14 protein-coding genes and 1 pseudogene are annotated in these 18,099 nt (G+C 44.9%); 6 read left to right on the forward strand and 9 right to left on the reverse strand.

The annotated features are described in order from the left end of the window. Positions 1-22 precede the first annotated feature (22 nt). A complete protein-coding gene (locus tag L5M40_RS08920; protein ID WP_263176854.1) occupies positions 23-2,260 on the forward strand; it encodes a PAS domain-containing protein in 2,238 nt (745 codons plus the stop codon). Here L5M40_RS08920 and L5M40_RS08925 read toward each other — a convergent pair. The 3 genes from L5M40_RS08925 to L5M40_RS08935 all read right to left on the reverse strand — a co-directional run bounded on the left by L5M40_RS08925 (position 2,241) and on the right by L5M40_RS08935 (position 5,036). Then, positions 2,241-3,644: a hypothetical protein gene (locus L5M40_RS08925; RefSeq protein WP_028761621.1), complete on the reverse strand. Its 1,404-nt coding sequence runs from the start codon at positions 3,642-3,644 to the stop codon at positions 2,241-2,243. The genes L5M40_RS08920 and L5M40_RS08925 overlap by 20 nt on opposite strands. 95 nt (positions 3,645-3,739) lie before the next feature. Beyond that, positions 3,740-4,294 (reverse strand): hypothetical protein, encoded by a 555-nt coding sequence (locus tag L5M40_RS08930; RefSeq protein WP_113939813.1) that lies wholly within the window; start codon positions 4,292-4,294, stop codon positions 3,740-3,742. Then, a complete protein-coding gene (locus L5M40_RS08935; RefSeq protein ID WP_105250092.1) occupies positions 4,287-5,036 on the reverse strand; it encodes a transcriptional regulator in 750 nt (249 codons plus the stop codon). Before L5M40_RS08935 ends, L5M40_RS08930 begins: the two co-directional genes overlap by 8 nt. Before the next feature lie 429 nt (positions 5,037-5,465). Between L5M40_RS08935 and L5M40_RS08940 the strand changes: the two genes are divergently transcribed. Then, positions 5,466-6,287: a cytochrome c3 family protein gene (locus L5M40_RS08940; protein ID WP_263256521.1), complete on the forward strand. Its 822-nt coding sequence runs from the start codon at positions 5,466-5,468 to the stop codon at positions 6,285-6,287. 10 nt (positions 6,288-6,297) lie between these two features. Beyond that, positions 6,298-6,816, forward strand: coding sequence for a hypothetical protein (locus L5M40_RS08945; protein WP_105250094.1), 519 nt, complete (start codon positions 6,298-6,300; stop codon positions 6,814-6,816). 193 nt (positions 6,817-7,009) lie between these two features. Here the strand turns inward: L5M40_RS08945 and nhaD are convergent, their stop codons facing one another. The 6 genes from nhaD to tkt form a co-directional block, all read right to left on the reverse strand. After that, positions 7,010-8,479, reverse strand: a complete 1,470-nt coding sequence (gene nhaD / locus L5M40_RS08950; RefSeq protein WP_173246601.1) for a sodium:proton antiporter NhaD — start codon at positions 8,477-8,479, stop codon at positions 7,010-7,012. Positions 8,480-8,710: 231 nt separating this feature from the next. Continuing rightward, positions 8,711-9,448: a YdiY family protein gene (locus tag L5M40_RS08955; protein ID WP_028761626.1), complete on the reverse strand. Its 738-nt coding sequence runs from the start codon at positions 9,446-9,448 to the stop codon at positions 8,711-8,713. A 205-nt stretch (positions 9,449-9,653) separates the two neighbouring features. After that, positions 9,654-10,721, reverse strand: a complete 1,068-nt coding sequence (gene fba, locus L5M40_RS08960) for a class II fructose-bisphosphate aldolase (RefSeq protein ID WP_028761627.1) — start codon at positions 10,719-10,721, stop codon at positions 9,654-9,656. A gap of 221 nt (positions 10,722-10,942) precedes the next feature. Beyond that, complete coding sequence (locus L5M40_RS08965; protein WP_219254533.1) at positions 10,943-12,118, reverse strand: phosphoglycerate kinase; 1,176 nt, start codon at positions 12,116-12,118, stop codon at positions 10,943-10,945. Positions 12,119-12,252: 134 nt separating this feature from the next. Further along, positions 12,253-13,269, reverse strand: coding sequence for an erythrose-4-phosphate dehydrogenase (epd, locus tag L5M40_RS08970; RefSeq protein ID WP_105250098.1), 1,017 nt, complete (start codon positions 13,267-13,269; stop codon positions 12,253-12,255). A gap of 116 nt (positions 13,270-13,385) precedes the next feature. Beyond that, positions 13,386-15,380 carry a transketolase gene (gene tkt, locus L5M40_RS08975; protein ID WP_212599761.1) on the reverse strand — a complete coding sequence of 665 codons (1,995 nt, stop codon included), beginning with the start codon at positions 15,378-15,380 and terminating at the stop codon, positions 13,386-13,388. A gap of 445 nt (positions 15,381-15,825) precedes the next feature. Between tkt and metK the strand changes: the two genes are divergently transcribed. The 3 genes and pseudogenes from metK to L5M40_RS08990 all read left to right on the forward strand — a co-directional run. Continuing rightward, positions 15,826-16,977 (forward strand): methionine adenosyltransferase, encoded by a 1,152-nt coding sequence (gene metK, locus L5M40_RS08980; protein ID WP_028761631.1) that lies wholly within the window; start codon positions 15,826-15,828, stop codon positions 16,975-16,977. Between the two features lie 155 nt (positions 16,978-17,132). Then, positions 17,133-17,618, forward strand: a complete 486-nt coding sequence (locus L5M40_RS08985; RefSeq protein ID WP_219254527.1) for a hypothetical protein — start codon at positions 17,133-17,135, stop codon at positions 17,616-17,618. Positions 17,619-17,695: 77 nt separating this feature from the next. Then, positions 17,696-18,024, forward strand: a pseudogene (locus L5M40_RS08990) (transposase); the annotation flags it as partial. Between the last annotated feature and the right edge of the window lie 75 nt (positions 18,025-18,099).

Here is an 18,099-nt window from a genome sequence, read left to right on the forward strand (position 1 = left end):
TTCACCCACTCATAATCGGTTCATGCTGAAGAATAACCCAAGCACGTATCCCGCTGCGCCACTGCTCTCTTTAACCCAAGGGATCTATTGGTCGCATCAACGCTTACTCGCTATTGCAAGCCAGCTTTCTATGCTGGTGATTGGCATGATTATTTTAACTCACTTAATCATTACGTTAGGTGAACGACGCCTGCAAGAAGAGTGGGCAACGCAAAGATACAGTGAACTGCAAACCATAGGCTCATTGATCGCAGATAAAGTGTCTTTTCAGCAATTTCGAACCCAAATTTTCGCCAATGGGGAACTGCTAAAACAATACTTAAGCAATCCTGCCGCCAAGCAACAACTTAAATTGCAGGAAAACTGGCAAGATCTAGTAAAACATATTCCTGAGTTACTCGGCATTGCACTGTACGATCCCCAAGGTAACTATAAATTCTCAACTCCCCCTAATTTCAATAAAGATGCCTTACCACCGACCTTACTTGGAGCGAGTCGGAGCATGGGTGGCAAAGAAGTTTATACCTCACCGCTGGAATTTGTTCCGATAGACGGCATGCTTGAACCTTATATGTATCAAATGGCGTGGCTCGAGAAGCCCGATCAGAGTTCTATCGGTTATCTGGTGACATACAACTCTATGGTAAAAATGCTGGAGGCCATAAAACCAGCCTTTTCGAGCAATAAATCCCCTATGTTAGTGCTGGATACTCAGGGATTACTCTATGCTGGCGCTAGCGATCTCGCCCCTCTAAGCAATATGCCAGAGACCTTAGGAGCAAGTTTAAGACAGAGCTATCCGGCCCTGTGGCGCGATATGTCCATGAGCAACTTTGGACAATTCCACGGTGAAGAAGCCACTTTTGTTTACCTTAAAATCGAACTTACAGCCCAACCTGAGACTCACAGAGAATATTTTTTACTCTCCTATGTGCGCAACTCAGACATAGCTGCTCGTTTCTCACAATGGCAAAACATTGTCATTGTGGCATCGTTAATATTAACGGTTTTAGCCGCTTGGGTTGTACTACTCAGCCACATGTATCGCTTACAACAGCGTTCACGCCAATACAGTATTGATGTTGCTAATGGCTTATTTAATAGTGACATCGGCTTTATGATGGTCAACGAAAATGCCAGAGTCATCAGCGCCAATACTAAAGCGGCACAAGCGACCTTAGTACCATTAGATGAGCTGACAGACCGAAGCCTACAGCGTACCTTATGCCTCGATGATAAAACCTACACGGAGTTAATGGAGCAGGTACATAAAACAGGTCAATGGTCTGGTGAAATCAGTCTAGACAGTATTGATGGCCCTACGTTACGCGTTCATATCCGCCAAGCACCAAGGGCGAGCCGAGGCTCACCACATCTATTAATCACCCTTGAGGACATCAGTGAGTTAATCAGCAGCAAACAAAATGCTTTTCTCAGTGAGCTTTTATGCGATAACACAGTCGCGACAGCCCTCACTGATGCTAACGGTAAACTGATTAAAATCAATCCTGTATTCGATGCGCTAATGCAACTCAATGGCGATTTAAATCAAGATTTAGCGTCATTACTCGCAAATGATTTAGGCAATCAATGGCAGAGGATCAGCGCTCAGATAGCCATGCAAGGTCAGTGGCAAGGGCAAATTCTATGCTCACCTAAGCAAGCGCATTCCAATTGTTTGCAAGCCACCTTGAAGGGTCATGTGGCCGCCGATGGTGAGATTGATTATATCGTCTGCACTTTAGAGCAAGCCGCCGAGCGTGGTCGAGGCACAGAGAAGCGTAACCTTGTGCCCCATCGCAGTACTATTCTGCTGAATTTGGCAGATTTAGAACGTTACTTTAACTCTCTGCCGCCACCAAGCCGTCTCAGCTCAAGCTTACTGTTAATGGATATCAATCCAGAGGGCATGCTAAGCCACATGAGTGATATCGACCAACTGGCAAATCGTCAGCAAGAAATAGAAGTGCAATTATTGCTTGAAATTCCAGCTAATTATCAAATTCTGCATTGGCAGCTAGGGAAGCTCATTGTGATGTTACCTGACACAGACGCCACCCATGCGCACAACTTTGCCCTCAATATGATGGAAAAACTCAATGGTAATGGCTTAGGGGAAGGTATTAGTATTGGTATTGCGGGTTATCAAGAAGGCCAGACATTAGAGCAATATTTGAATAATGCCGAAATCGCCCTAAAACGGGCGAAGCAAAATAACGATCAGAATATCGGTCAGGCCTTTACTCGTCATCAATCGTAGATTCGGGTGCATTAACGGAGTCAGGCAACTGACTCTGGGTAATTTCTATGATTGCCGAGCGGTTCATGGTGATTTTATAGCGAATATACTGCGGGGCTTCGCGCCCATCTCGCAACACTAAAATCAGGTTGACTTGATAGCGCCGCTCAACCGATTCATAACTAATTTTGCCTTCAACTTCCTTATAAATCTTCGCTTTACCCCGTTCTAAATAACGGGCAAAAGGCACTAAGCTAAAGCTCACTTGCTCTTGAATAGTCGAATATCCCGCTTGGAATTCACTCTGATTCACCTTAGTGGCGATTTTATAGTGCAGAATTTCCGCATCGACCTTATTTTGACTATGTCTGTGCTTTAGAATGTCACTGACTTTTTCCGGTAGATCTTGCTGACGCATAAACTCAAGCCATACCAACTGCTTAGCGATAACCGCCTGACTCGTAGTATCCCGTAAAATGCGGCTCCAGCGTGGTCTGCCACGCTGAATAAATCGCCACATGGCGTTACGCACATCGTCCTTAAAGATTTCCCTGAAACCATAAATCACAGCCAAAGTCAGCACTAGTGCAATAGTAAAACCACTAAAGGCGCCCTGCGCTTGAATTATCAACGCAGACACCACCAACATCACTAACGCGGTCGCCAGTCCTGTCGTAAACTTTTTAAGGCCAATCCCTAAAGGCTTTAACTCTTCTTTGAGTACCACCCCTTGTTGAATTAAACGGCGCAATAACAACATCTTGTTAGAGATACGGTTAGGATCTTGCTTAGTTTGCGCAGAGTTGTACTTATGCTCATCACGATAGGCACATTCATTACGGCAGAGCGTGAGTACCCGCTCTAAAATATCGTTGAAATCACTGGTACGAGTGGCATAAGCGAGCACTTTGAGTAACTGCTGCTCACAAAACCAAGACAAGTAGTTATCAGCATTTTCAAAGTAAGATTTCCATTTGGGATCACCTGGTTCGTTACGACGAAACTTTTTCAGCAACTGGGCAATTTGTTCGCGTAATTCGTCGAGGGCAAAATAAAAATGGGTTACATCTGTGATTTGATTGAGTTCTTTAACATCGTTTTCAACCGCAACCGCAAACTGATAGGCGAAGAGATTTAGGTACAACCTGAACTCTTCAACAGTACGGCGATTTAAACTGGCAAAACGCCCCTGCACCAGAGGTAAGTGCAAGCCTTCTGAATAGTATGAGCGACGTCCAACTATTGAGCTGTAGTAGTACTCTTCTTCATTGAGCGTGCGCGAGCCTATGCCCATTTCCTTAGGTAAAAAGAAATAGAGATCGAGTTGACGATTATCGCCCTTTTCCATCTGATGGCTGAACTTAATCGACAGGGATTCTTCTTGCTTTACACGTATCTTAGACACAACACCCTTTTCATGAATCCCTCACAGGAGACTCACCACAGTAATCACAAATCAATGAGCACTAATCTTAACTGAAATAAACTCAAATTCACTGATTAAATTCGACTATTTACGATTCTGCATCCACAAATGGTATTGCTAGGCTGAAAAAGGACCACTGCATAATCTTTGGTGTCATCCATATCTAACACCTCGATACTGAGATTGTGCATTTCCGAGTCATTAAAATGTAAGCTGCTGATATAGGATAGATATTTCATATGTTCTGGCCAATTTTTTTGCTTTTCAATTTCAGATTCCGTTTTCGTTTTAACGGTAACTTTATAGGTCATGCTATTGGCCTCAATACTGTCGACTTTGCCTTGCATTAAAATATTGCCCGCACTCGTACCGTCAATATTAAAGTAACGATAATTGATCTGCGTATTGTCAGCGGCAATCAAAACATCCACGAGTAGGTAAAATTTACCGTCACTGCTAACACTCGAGCTGCCGCTAGGATTGGCACTAGAATGGCGGTCGAATAATTCAGAGCTGCAATTTAAAATCATCGTCTGATTGGTAGCCGACTGTTTGTATATCACACCGCAGGCCATAATCAATGCCGACAAGATAACAATATTAATCGTCCACTTTAGCCATTTAGCCACAGATGTTAACCTCCTGCAGCCAAGCAGCATCGATGAAGGTTTTCGGTCGAGTGAAATCACTGATTTTAATATTACGGATCACTGACTGACCGAGTTTTTCGCCTCGAAAAGTAATATTAAGCACTTGTTTATCATGGGACAAAGAAGCATAAACATCAGCCCAATCACTTTGACCGCAGGCGATTAATCCTGCACTTAAGCGCTCACCTAATTCGAAGAGTAAAGTGTTATTAGTATTGGAATCAGCAAATAAGTGTAATCGTACTTGCTGGCCAGAAGCCAAAGGTAATATTGAGGTCATAAGTGCTTGGGTTGGCTTGCTGTGATCCGTATGATTCAAATAAAACACCGAAAACGCTAACATAAACCCGAATAACACTAAGGCACTCCATAAAGGCACTGTGTGCAATCTGAGGTAATTAACACCTCTAAACTCAGTCCCATTAGATGGTTGGAGTAAATAACCTTGGCCTTTCACGGTTTCAATCAAGCCCTCATATTGAGGTCCAAGAAAGCTGCGAAGCATAAAGACAGCACGGGCCACAGAGGTATCAGTTAGCGGCGGATGCTTTCCATCCCCCGTTTTCAGCATATGCTTAGAAACCAACTTACCTTGATGCTCAACAAGCAAATTAAGTACTTGTAACTCGGCTCGAGGAAGATGCCAAGATTCATCGCGAGACAACTCAATCAGTATGCCTCGTTCCCGATCAAACCTGCAGTCTCCCAATTGCATCAACATCCACTCAACTCCATAAAAACACAAAGTTAAGTCTATGCAAACTAACTAATGATTAATGTGATCTTGCTAACCCAAGTCAGCAAATAGTTAATTTTCGTGAGACGACCCCCAAGTTCAGCGCTATTAGGCAAAAACATGCGTTAACTCACAGGAATAAATGCCATTTAGCACATGGGAAATTCGGCATAAATTTACATAAATATAATAAATATCGGGACGATGAGCACCTTGCAATCTGTTTAGCTAATTAAAACGCAGAATTTAAGTCGGTTAATTCTATTGTGGTAACGCTATTTACCGCTCATGTAAAAGGCAAATATCCTCCGGCGTAAATCACAATATTTATCTCAAGCATGCTTAGAATTTACGCCATCAATTTATCTTTAGCATTTGATAAATAGAAGTAATCCTACATAGAGGAAATACATAATGAGCATAAATAGACGTCAAGCATTAACCCGTATTATTGGTATTAGCACCGCTGCGGCAGGTGCAACACTCATGGGAACATCGGTTCTCGCGGCAACGAATGCCGATGGTCAATATCAATTAGCGATAGGTGAGAAACTTAAATACGTTCCACTTGATGCAATGGCAACAGCAAAACTGGCCTATGAAACGGGTGGTGGTTGTATGCACCAAGTTTTTCATGCCGTTGTGACTATGCTAGCCCAATCTAATAGTACCGATGCAGACAAGTTCAAAACAATCCCAACGGCATTAGCCGCCTATGGTTTTGCAGGGGTAACGGGTCAAGGCACGCTCTGCGGTAATCTTAATGCGATAGGCATGTTAGTGAATATTTTAGATGACATTAATGGTCACAATAACGCCGTGATAGCTAATACCTTCCGCTACTACGAAAATACAACGCTCCCTTTATCTTCACCTGAATTTGTTACTGGTATTGGCTCGACAGCAGAAAAAACGGCTCTTGTGGGCAGTTCATCAAAAGCCAAGAGCGTGTTATGTCACTCATCTATCAGTAACTGGTCAAAGGCTTCTGGCTTACCATTCGCGAAAAAAGGTGAACGCTGTTACCGCTTATCCGCGTCTATGGCTTATTACTTAGTCGATGTATTAAATCGTGCCTATCAAGGGGAGAATATCGGCGCCCTTGTTGGTAGTAAACCAACACCAGATGCACAAGATTGCCAAACTTGTCACGGTAGTACTAGCACACTAGGCTCTGCGGCAAGTGTAAAAACAGACATGGAATGCACCACTTGCCATACAGGGCATTTCAATTAAGGAGACTGTGATGAAATACCCATTACTCACATTGACCCTCGCGACATTAATGCTCGTAGGATGTGGCAGTGACAGCAATAACACTGAGCCAGAAACTCCGCAGCCACCTCCCGTCGAAAATGCAGTAAACATTGATGAAGCAACGCAGATAAATCTCAAGCTTGAGCAATTTGACTCGAGTACAGGGACAATTCAATTTTCACTGACGGATGCGCAACAAGAAGCGATCACTGCGGCAAAAACCTATGATATTTACTATTTTGGGTTCCCCGACAAAGCCAAGGAATCCTCGAATCCGAAGGCATGGAAACACTGGCATGTTACCCAAAATTATCGTTGCCAAAGTCTTGGAGAATGCAGCGGTAAATTAACCGAAGTCACAAGCGGTCAATATCAATTTGAGATAGCAGGCTTAGATTGGGCTCAGCAGGATCCAAGTGGTTCAGTGGCACAAATTAAAGTCGCGATTCAGATCTACGGCGCAAAAGCCAATAACGAGCTGGATTTAATTCAAGTGCTACCGCAATAATCCTTCCAATGACATATCCAAACAAATAGAGGCATCCATCGGATGCCTCTATTTTATTCATTGATATCTAGACGTTATGCGATTGAATTTTGTTAGCTCGATGTTGTTCGCTAAATAATTCGCGATATTATCCGCTACAAAACGACTCACAAACGTCAATACAGCCCAAAAGATGAATGAGCAGTACTTTTATTTAGAACATCGCAGCATTGAGCCACATATGTACTAAAATGCTCGCGATATAACCCAGCGCAATGACAGGTGTCCAACGCAAATGGGCACCAAAGGTGTAAATCCCCCTAGCTTGTCCCATTAACGCGACCCCTGCAGCACTGCCAATTGACAATAAACTGCCCCCAACTCCTGCGGTTAACGTTACCAGTAACCATTGGCCTAAGGCCATCTCAGGGTTCATCGTCAACACAGCAAACATCACCGGAATATTATCAACAACAGAAGACAACAGACCGATAGCCACGTTGGCATAAGTCGTATCCCAATTGGAATACAAAGCCTCAGATACTAAGCTCAAGTACCCCATAAAGCCAAGGCCACCCACACATAGCACTACACCATAAAAGAACAACAGGGTATCCCATTCAGCGCGGGAGATCCTGCTAAACACATCGAAGGGCACCACACTACCAAGTTGCTGCAGACGCTGCTCGTCCTGACGCAATTCAGCCTTTGCACGTTCGCGGGCAACGGAACGATTGAAGGTTTTACGCAGATAAAAACCAAAGAATTGTAAGAAACCTAATCCCGTCATCATCCCCAATACAGGCGGCATACCTAAGAAGGAATGAGCACACACTGCCGTAGCGATTGTGAGTAAAAACAACGCAACAATTCGCTTAGCACCCGGCTTAGTATAAACATGCTCTTTTTCTGGCTCTGGCACGAAATGTGGAATAAACACACTCATAATGGCAGCGGGTAATGCAAAGTTCACTAAAGCAGGAATAAACAGATGGAAGAAATCGCTAAAGTGCACTAATCCTTTTTGCCACACCATTAAGGTCGTGATATCACCAAACGGACTAAACGCACCACCCGCATTAGCCGCAACAACAATGTTGATACAGGCTAGGGTGATAAACTTGCGTTGCCCTGCCCCCACCTTCATCACCACGGCACACATCAATAGCGCAGTCGTTAAATTATCTGCCACGGGTGAGATAAAGAACGCCATAAACCCCGTCAACCAAAATACGGTTCTAAGACTAAACCCACGGCCGACAAGCCAACCACGAATGGCATCAAACAAATTTCGCTCTTCCATAGCATTGATATAAGTCATCGCCACGAGTAAGAAGAGTAGAAGCTCAGCATATTCAAGCAAGTTATGTTTGAATGCCGCTTCCGACACTTCAGACATACCATTTTGTACATACACAAAACCTATCATGCCCCAGATAATCCCTGCCGCGACCAGCACAGGTTTCGACTTACGTAAATGTAACGACTCCTCAGCCATCACCATTATGTATGCAAGTACAAACACAAAGACGGCAACATAACCCACACTCGAGGCGGTTAAATTAAGCCGTTCTATCCCTTCTGTCATAGCCCATGCTGCAGGTGAGAATCCGCTCAATATTGCAACGCAGAATAGACTCCATAACGCCATTCCACTGCCTTTAAACAACCGCTGTAATTTCATTAAAGTTCATCTCTACGTAGGAAATTAGTCGAAAATTACCATAGCTTCGGCATAGTAAATGTTGATAAAACGCAACTTTCTATGCATTACCCTATAACCAAAGGCGTTTAAAACATTAATTTTTGTATAACTACAGCGATAACTAATAAAGAAACATTTAACTTAGTCTAAAAAGAGCCAATAAAAAAGCACCTCAAAGGTGCTTTTTAGTTTCTAATCAGCGTCACTGCATTAGAAGGAATATAACAAGGTCATATTGGTTTCTGTATCTGTACTTTTCTTATTATCCAACGGCTCGCTGTTGTAACGCACAATAATGGCAAACTTCATTGCTAATGCGCCGATAATATTCGCCGTTAACGAAGTTTCAGAACGGGCATCGAGCTTATCACCGTAATCGGCAACGAAACGTTGTTGGAATTTAGAGGTGTCAGTGATTTCGGTTTCAAAGTTGATCACACCGTGAGCAACGACGCTGTCATTGGTATCATGGCCTTCAATAAGTGCTTGCTCTGTATCAAGACGCTGATAGATATAACCTGGACCGACTTCGACATCTAAAAAGGTCTTACTAGTATCATAGAATCTATAACCATAACCCGCTGCGCCAGATAGTGTGTAATCATAACCTGTGAACGGATCAACTTCATAATTACCGTTAGCAAACAAGTAGCTACGATCTGTCATCTTGTAGTTACCTTGTGCGCCCGCTAAATAGCGTTTCGCGGTAACAGAACCTGTATCCTCTTTATATAAACCTTCGAGTAAGTACTGATTCTCCCAATCGCCAAGCTCATGCTTAAGATTTAAGCGCCCTTTGAATGATGAGGTTTCAGTGTTACCTGTGGTTAAGGTTGCACCAAGCTCAGCTTCACCTGCGAATGTCTCATCGCCTTTTACAAAATCGGCCCCAGCTGTCGCCATAAAAGGTGCAGTCATTAATAGTGCTGCGGTCAGTACTTTCTTCATGTTTATCCGTTCCTGTTCCGTTAAATCCAATCCCTATAAATATCTGTTCGTCCCAGCGATGCTGAATAAGCACATATTAATAAGGGTTAGTATTTTCCCCTGAAAATCTGCGCGATATTAACATTTACGATTAAAAAATGAAAATTGCAGCTATTTTAAGTATAAAAAAACCCGCTTTAGCGGGTTTTTATCTCAGCGATAACGCTTACATATTGATCTTAGGATCTAACGCGCCAGACTGATACGCTTTATACATTGCTTGTAAAGACAATGGCTTAATCTTAGATGCTTGACCTGCACAGCCGAAAGCTTCATAGCGAACCGTACAGATATCGGCCATGGCTTCCATTGATGCTTTCAGGAATTTACGTGGATCAAATTCACTTGGGTGTTCAGCTAAGAATTTACGAACGGCACCCGTTGATGCTAAACGTAAGTCGGTATCAATGTTGACTTTACGTACACCATGTTTGATACCTTCTACGATTTCTTCTAATGGTACGCCGTAGGTTTCTGGGATCTGACCACCATATTGATTGATGATCTTTAGCCACTCTTGTGGCACAGAAGATGACCCGTGCATCACTAAGTGAGTGTTAGGAATACGCGCATGAATTTCTTTGATGCGGTCGATACGCAGTACATCGCCTGTCGGTTTACGACTGAACTTATATGCACCATGGCTAGTACCGATAGCAATCGCGAGTGCATCAACATGGGTATCGGCAACGAAACGCGCCGCTTCTTCAGGGCTAGTCAGCATTTGATCGTGACTTAAAATACCTGATGCACCAACACCATCTTCTTCGCCAGCTTGGCCAGTTTCTAAGCTGCCTAAACAGCCGATTTCACCTTCAACTGACACACCACACGCATGGGCAAATGCCACTGTACGACGGGTAACATCAACGTTGTACTCGTACGATGCAGGCGTTTTGCCGTCAGCCATCAAAGAGCCGTCCATCATGACTGATGACATGCCTAATTGGATAGAACGCTGACAAATATCAGGATCGGTACCGTGGTCTTGGTGAATACACACCGGAATATCTGGATACTGCTCAAGAGCTGCTGCCATCAAATATTTTAAGAACTGTGGGCGAGCGTATTTACGTGCGCCAGCAGAAGCTTGCACTATCACAGGGCTGTCTGTTGCTTCAGCGGCCTGCATGATGGCACGCATCTGCTCTAAGTTGTTAACGTTAAACGCAGGCACACCGTATCCATGTTCTGCTGCGTGATCAAGTAGTTGTCGTAGGGAAATTAACGCCATTTTTTAACTCCAATAATAGGGTGATATCTATCACCGAGGTCGCTATCGTTTGGATGGATTTTTATACCCGCATTCAACTCTGTACCTTAAATAAACAACTTAAATTAAGTACCTTAGATGAATACGGGCGGTTTTTTTATAATTTTTTACTTTTATCAAAGCTTTGATGTTATCAGAGCTTATCGCGGCGTCTTATGCGCCGCGTTTTTTAAAACTTAATATTAAGCGCCGCGCTTTTCTAACATAGCCACAGCCGGTAATTCTTTACCTTCGAGGAACTCGAGGAAAGCACCGCCGCCAGTCGAAATGTAAGACACTTTATCGGCAATGCCGTACTTATCAACCGCAGCCAAAGTGTCACCACCGCCTGCGATAGAGAACGCTTTTGAATCAGCAATCGCTTGGGCGATACGCTTAGTACCTTCACCAAATTGGTCGAATTCGAACACGCCCACAGGGCCGTTCCATACGATAGTGCCTGCAGATTCGATGATTTTAGCCAGTGCTTCAGCGCTATCTGGACCAATATCGAAAATCATTTCGCCATCAGCGACTTCGCTAACCGATTTTAACGTTGCCGCTGCTGTTGGACTAAACTCGCCCGCAACGACCACATCGGTCGGCACAGGAATATCGGCGCCACGGCTCTTAGCATTAGCCACTAAACGCTTAGCTTCGTCGATCAAATCCGCCTCATACAGCGATTTACCGACATTGTAGCCCGCCGCCGCAATGAAAGTATTGGCAATACCGCCGCCAACCACTAACTGATCGACTATGCCTGAAAGACTTTCTAGCACGGTTAGCTTAGTCGACACTTTAGAGCCACCGACAATCGCCACCATAGGACGCGCAGGATTATCTAATGCCTTGCCTAAGGCATCTAATTCTTGTGCCAGTAATGGACCGGCACAGGCGATTGGGGCAAACATGCCCACGCCATGGGTCGATGCTTGGGCACGATGTGCTGTACCGAAGGCGTCCATCACATAGACATCACACAGCGCCGCCATTTTTTTCGATAAGGCTTCGTTGTTCTTACCTTCACCCACGTTGAAACGCACGTTTTCGAACACAACCACTTCACCCACGGCAACGTCAACGCCATCTAAATAGTCGGTCGCTAAACGCACAGGACAAGACAGGGCTTTTGCCAAATAATCGACCACAGGTTGCATAGAATATTCGGGATTGTATTCGCCTTCGGTCGGACGACCTAAATGCGACATCACCATCACAGCCGCACCTTTTTCAAGGGCCAACTCGATAGTCGGTAGAGAGGCGCGCAGACGTGCGTCACTGGTGACGACGCCGTTGCTGACAGGGACATTGAGATCTTCGCGGATAAGCACGCGCTTACCTTGTAGATCCAGATCTGACATATTGATAATTGCCATGGTAACGCTTCCTTTTATAATCAAAAAACAAACTGTTTCACACATAGCCGGTATGAATTGACTGCCGCTCGGCGCTCGACATCCCGTCGAATTGACATAAATTCAGTGACCCACAAGTGAATAATCTACTTTTATCAGCCTCGCTTGGCCGCAATCATCGCCAAACTCGTATCTAACATACGATTGGCAAAACCCCACTCGTTATCGCACCACAGGAGTAACTTCACCAACTGACCGGCGCTCACGCGGGTCTGGGTACCATCGACAATACTGGAGCGCGGATCATGGTTGAAATCACATGAGACTAAGGGCTCATCAGTATAGCCTAAGATGCCGTTAAATCGCCCATTGGCGGCTGATTCAAGCACCTGATTGACTGTGGCAATATCGACGGTTTTTTCTAAGGTCACGGACAAATCGATGGCGGTCACGTTGATGGTGGGCACGCGCACCGAAATCGCTTCAAACTTATTTTTCATGTGCGGCAAGATCCGCTCAATACCGCGGGCAAGCTTAGTGTCGACAGGGATAATCGATTGGCCAGCGGCGCGGGTACGACGCAAATCATCATGATAAGCATCAATCACTTGCTGATCGTTCATCGCCGAATGGATAGTGGTAATGGCACCGCTTTTAACGCCAAAGTGGCGATCGAGCACATCGATCACAGGCACGATACAGTTTGTGGTGCAAGAAGCGTTGGAAACCACTGTGTGTTCGGCGCGGAGTAAATCGTGATTCACACCATAGACAATCGTGCCATCGACATCCGCTGAGGATGGATGGCTTATCAGCACTTGTTTAGCGCCAGCATGAATATGGGCTTCGCAGCTTTGACGATCAACTAATACGCCTGTGGCCTCATAGACAATGTCTATGTCCATCTCGTGCCAAGGGAGTTTTGCCGGATCGGGCTCGTGGAGAATTTTTATCGCATCGTCGCCAATCAGCATATGATCATCAACAAGCTTCACTTTATGCGCAAACCGACCGTGGGTTGTGTCGTACTGGGTCAGATGAATAATGGCTTCAGGTTTAGCTAATTCATTAATCGCGACAATCTGCATTTGCTGCCGTTTTCCAGACTCATATAAAGCTCGGAGAATAGAGCGGCCGATACGGCCATAACCATTGATAGCGACTCGGATCATTGAGGTCTCAATTTCCTCTTAATACAAAAACGGCCTGCAAACGATTGCAGGCCGCATTATACAGATTAACACTTAAAAAGTTTAACCTTTTGTATTGAATCTAATCCCTTGAGCCATTAGCCCAATGATTTTGCAGCATTCAGCACATTTTCAACGGTGAAACCGAAGTGATTCAATAGCACGTTACCCGGTGCAGACTCACCAAATGTGGTCATGCCTACAACTGTGCCTTCAAACCCGACGTACTTGTACCAGAAATCGGTATGCGCCGCTTCAATAGCCACACGTTTAGTCACAGCACGTGGTAATACAGATTCTTTATAAGCAGCATCTTGCTTATCGAACTCAGTTGTCGATGGCATAGAGACTACGCGAACGTGTTTGCCTTGCTCAGTCAGTGCAGCGGCTGCATCCATTGCCAATTGTACTTCGCTACCAGTTGCGATCAGGATCAGTTCTGGTGTACCCGCACAGTCTTGCAGTACATAAGCACCTTTAGCCACGTTGGCTAATTGCTCAGCGGTACGCGCTTGCGCTTTCAGGTTTTGACGGCTGAAGATCAGTGACGTAGGTGCATTACGGCGCTCAATCGCAGCTTTCCAAGAAACTGCCGTTTCTGCCGCATCACATGGACGCCATACGGCCATATTTGGCGTCATACGCAGGTTAGCTAATTGCTCAACTGGTTGATGCGTTGGGCCATCTTCACCTTGACCGATAGAGTCATGGGTATAAACGAAGATGTTTTGAATACCCATCAGCGCCGACATACGGACTGCGTTACGAGCATATTCCATGAACATCATGAAAGTTGCGCCGTAGTTGATGAAACCACCATGCAGCGAAGCACCGTTCATAATGCCGCTCATGCCGAATTCACGCACGCCGTAGTAAATGTAGTTACCAGCTGGGTCGTCTTGAATACCTTTAGAACCTGACCACAGTGTCAAGTTAGAACCCGCTAAGTCAGCAGAGCCGCCTAACAGTTCAGGCAACATAGCGCCAAATGCACCGATAGCATTTTGTGAGGCTTTACGGCTCGCAATGCCTTCGGCTTTGTCCTGTGATGCTTGCACGAATGCCTGCGCTTTTTCTTCGAAATCAGCCGGTAATTCACCTTTCAGAACGCGACGCTCATATTCAGCAGCCAGTTCTGGGTGAGCAGCGCGATATGCTGCAAACTTCTCGTTCCACGCTGCTTCACGGGCCGCACCAGCTTCTTTGGCATCCCAACCGGCATAAACATCGCTTGGGATTTCAAATGGTGCATGTGGCCAGCCAAGGAATTCACGGGCGGCTGCGATTTCTGCATCGCCTAGTGGCGCGCCGTGACAATCGTGGCTGCCAGATTTGTTGGGGGAACCAAAACCGATAATGGTTTTGCAGCAAATCATTGTTGGTTTATCGGTAACGGCTTTAGCCGCTTCGATAGCAGCACGGATTGCCGCGCTATCGTGACCGTCAACACCGGCAATCACATGCCAGCCGTAAGCTTCAAAACGTTTTGGCGTATCATCGGTGAACCAGCCTTCAACATGGCCATCGATAGAAATACCGTTATCATCCCAAAATGCGACCAGTTTACCTAAACCTAAAGTACCGGCTAATGAACAGGCTTCGTGGGAAATACCTTCCATCAAACAGCCATCGCCGAGGAAGCAGTAAGTGTAGTGATCAACGATATCGTGACCATCACGGTTAAACTGTGCCGCTAAGGTTTTCTCAGCAATCGCCATACCGACAGCGTTGCTGATGCCCGCACCGAGTGGACCCGTTGTGGTTTCAACACCTGGGGTGTAACCGTATTCTGGGTGACCCGGTGTTTTAGAATGCAATTGACGGAACTGTTTTAGCTCTTCAATTGGTAATTCATAACCAGTCAGGTGAAGTAAAGAGTAAATCAGCATTGAACCGTGACCGTTGGAGAGGATAAAACGATCTCTATCTACCCATTTCGGATTGTTCGGGTTGTGCTTAAGGAAATCATTCCACAGCACTTCAGCAATATCTGCCATACCCATTGGGGCGCCGGGATGGCCTGAATTTGCTTTTTGAACTGCATCCATACTTAACGCACGGATTGCGTTTGCGAGTACTTTACGGGAAGACATGCTCTCTCCTGCTTGTTTGTGGGGTCTAGCGGGCAATTTGGATGCATATTTTCCCCTACATGCCAGTGTGACGCAAACTAAAATTGCCATTCACTCAGCAAAAGATGGCCGAATATGTACCCAAACAACCTGAAGATGCAGGATTCAGGTAGCTTGAGTATATAAGTCGCAGAAACAACCCTGTCACTTTGCTGGCGTTTACTTGAGAGGACATAGCAAGGATCACTTGTAATGGAGAAATAAATTTCTCAAAAACATAGCAAACTTAATACAATGAAATATAAGAAAAATAACCTATTTATGACTGAGCGTAGTCGTTTTCAGGTCACAATCTGAGAGGATTTTTTATTATCGGGGGTGATCGGCAATCGGATTTAAACTAAAATAGCCGTCTAGATGTAGATGCTTCTACACGTTTGAATGCTAACGACGAGATTTTCCTACTATGGCAAAGCACTTGTTTACTTCTGAGTCGGTCTCAGAAGGTCATCCCGATAAGATTGCAGATCAGATTTCTGATGCTGTGCTAGATGCAATTCTGGCTCAAGATCCAAAAGCACGCGTAGCGTGTGAAACTTATGTCAAAACCGGCATGGTATTAGTCGGTGGCGAAGTCACTACCTCTGCCTGGGTTGATATTGAAGAAATCACCCGTAAAACGGTGCGTGAAATTGGTTATACCCATTCAGATATGGGATTTGATGCAGACTCGTGCGCAGTATTAAACGCCATTGGTAAGCAATCACCCGACATCAATCAAGGTGTAGACCGCGCAGACCCTGCAGAGCAAGGTGCTGGCGATCAAGGGTTAATGTTTGGTTATGCCAACAACGAAACTGACATTCTGATGCCTGCACCTATCACCTATGCTCACGCATTAGTGAAACGTCAGTCTGAAGTGCGTAAAAATGGCACGCTACCTTGGTTACGCCCAGATGCGAAAAGCCAAGTCACTTTTGCCTATGATGATGGCAAAATTGTCGGTATCGATGCAGTTGTGTTATCGACTCAACACAGAGATGACGTTTCACAAGCCGACTTAATTGAAGGCGTGATGGAAACCATCATCAAGCCTGTATTACCGGCTCAATGGTTAAACAAAGACACTAAGTTCTTTATCAACCCAACTGGCCGTTTTGTTATCGGTGGTCCAGTAGGCGATTGCGGCTTAACGGGTCGTAAGATCATCGTTGACACCTACGGCGGCATGGCCCGTCATGGTGGTGGCGCATTCTCTGGTAAAGATCCATCAAAAGTGGATCGTAGCGCGGCATATGCTGCACGTTATGTGGCAAAAAACATAGTTGCAGCAGGTCTTGCTGATCGCTGTGAAATCCAAGTGTCTTACGCAATTGGTGTGGCAGAGCCGACCTCTATCAGCATCGAGACCTTCGGTACCGGTAAAGTATCTGAAGAAGTGCTGATCAAGTTAGTACGTCAACACTTTGAACTGCGCCCATACGGTTTAACGGCCATGCTAGATTTAGCACGTCCAATTTATCAAGCGACCGCCGCTTATGGCCACTTTGGTCGCAGCGAATTCCCATGGGAAGCTACTGATAAAGCCGAAATATTGCGCGCTGACGCGGGTCTATAGTCTTAATTCATTTCAATTTTTACACTTAAGACCCATAAAAAACCGCTACCCAGCGGTTTTTTTATGCCTGACATTTGGTTAGATTAATAGTGCTAAGACAAATATGGCAAGATAAAAAGCAGCATATACACAGACCATTAGAGTGCACTGATCCCATGACCGATAACGCCATCTTATTACAGCAACTTCAATCTTGTGCATGGGCAGCCAACGTAGGTCTGCCAGAGGAAACAGCAAAGACATACGGTACATTAGAGGAGATCGCCGCTTTTCTTGAATCCGATCCTGAAGCCTTTTTTGAAACACCTTACGAAATCCACTATGAAAGCCTGTGTGTAACTGATCATGACTTGGCAAATTCGTTAAAAACAAAGGCAGTAGTAAATGATGTGCATGCTTGGATTTCTGACAGCGAAGTCGATGAAATTTCTAAGTCAGCTTACCTCTCCACTTGGAAAATTATTCCCGTTGCAGAAATATGCGCGCTGACATCCGATGACGCTAATACGCTCGCAACACTGCTACTAGCTGACGTTAAACTTTCAGCCTTTACGAGTGAACGCCTATTTTGGTATCTCTGTGGAAGAATACCCTTTGGTTATATTGGTACTTACCCAAACGGGCAATGGCTGATACTTTAGACTTATACGCTAGCACCTTTAATGTTTCTGACTTCATCTAGGATCTATTGAGCTTTCGAGAATGATTTTTAGAGAGCATGCCAAGATTGATACTAACCAATGCACGCAGGGAAACGCTATTTCATTTAATGAACAGCACAGGCCATGTTTATGATAAACCTGAACATAGACAAACATTCGAAGGCATTCTTTACCGCCTTCTAGCAGGCCCCCCTTAGCAAGATTGACCCAAAGAGTTGGGCCATTGGAGTACGGTTTTTAGAGGGTTTCATTTATGGTCTAAAAAGACATTCAGGCCTATTTACTCAAAGCTTTAGTGAAAATGGCCGACACAGAATGGGTCTTTATTGATGGCTCGATAGTGCGGACTCACCAGCACAGTGCAGGTGCACTGAGTAATGAGAGTTACCCTATTGTTTAATTGATAGTGGATACCTTTATCAAACGGGTAACTCTCAGTTTTATCTATCGCCCATGAATA

This window comes from Shewanella sp. SM68 (genome assembly GCF_025653925.1).
Classification (GTDB): Bacteria; Pseudomonadota; Gammaproteobacteria; order Enterobacterales; family Shewanellaceae; genus Shewanella; species Shewanella oncorhynchi.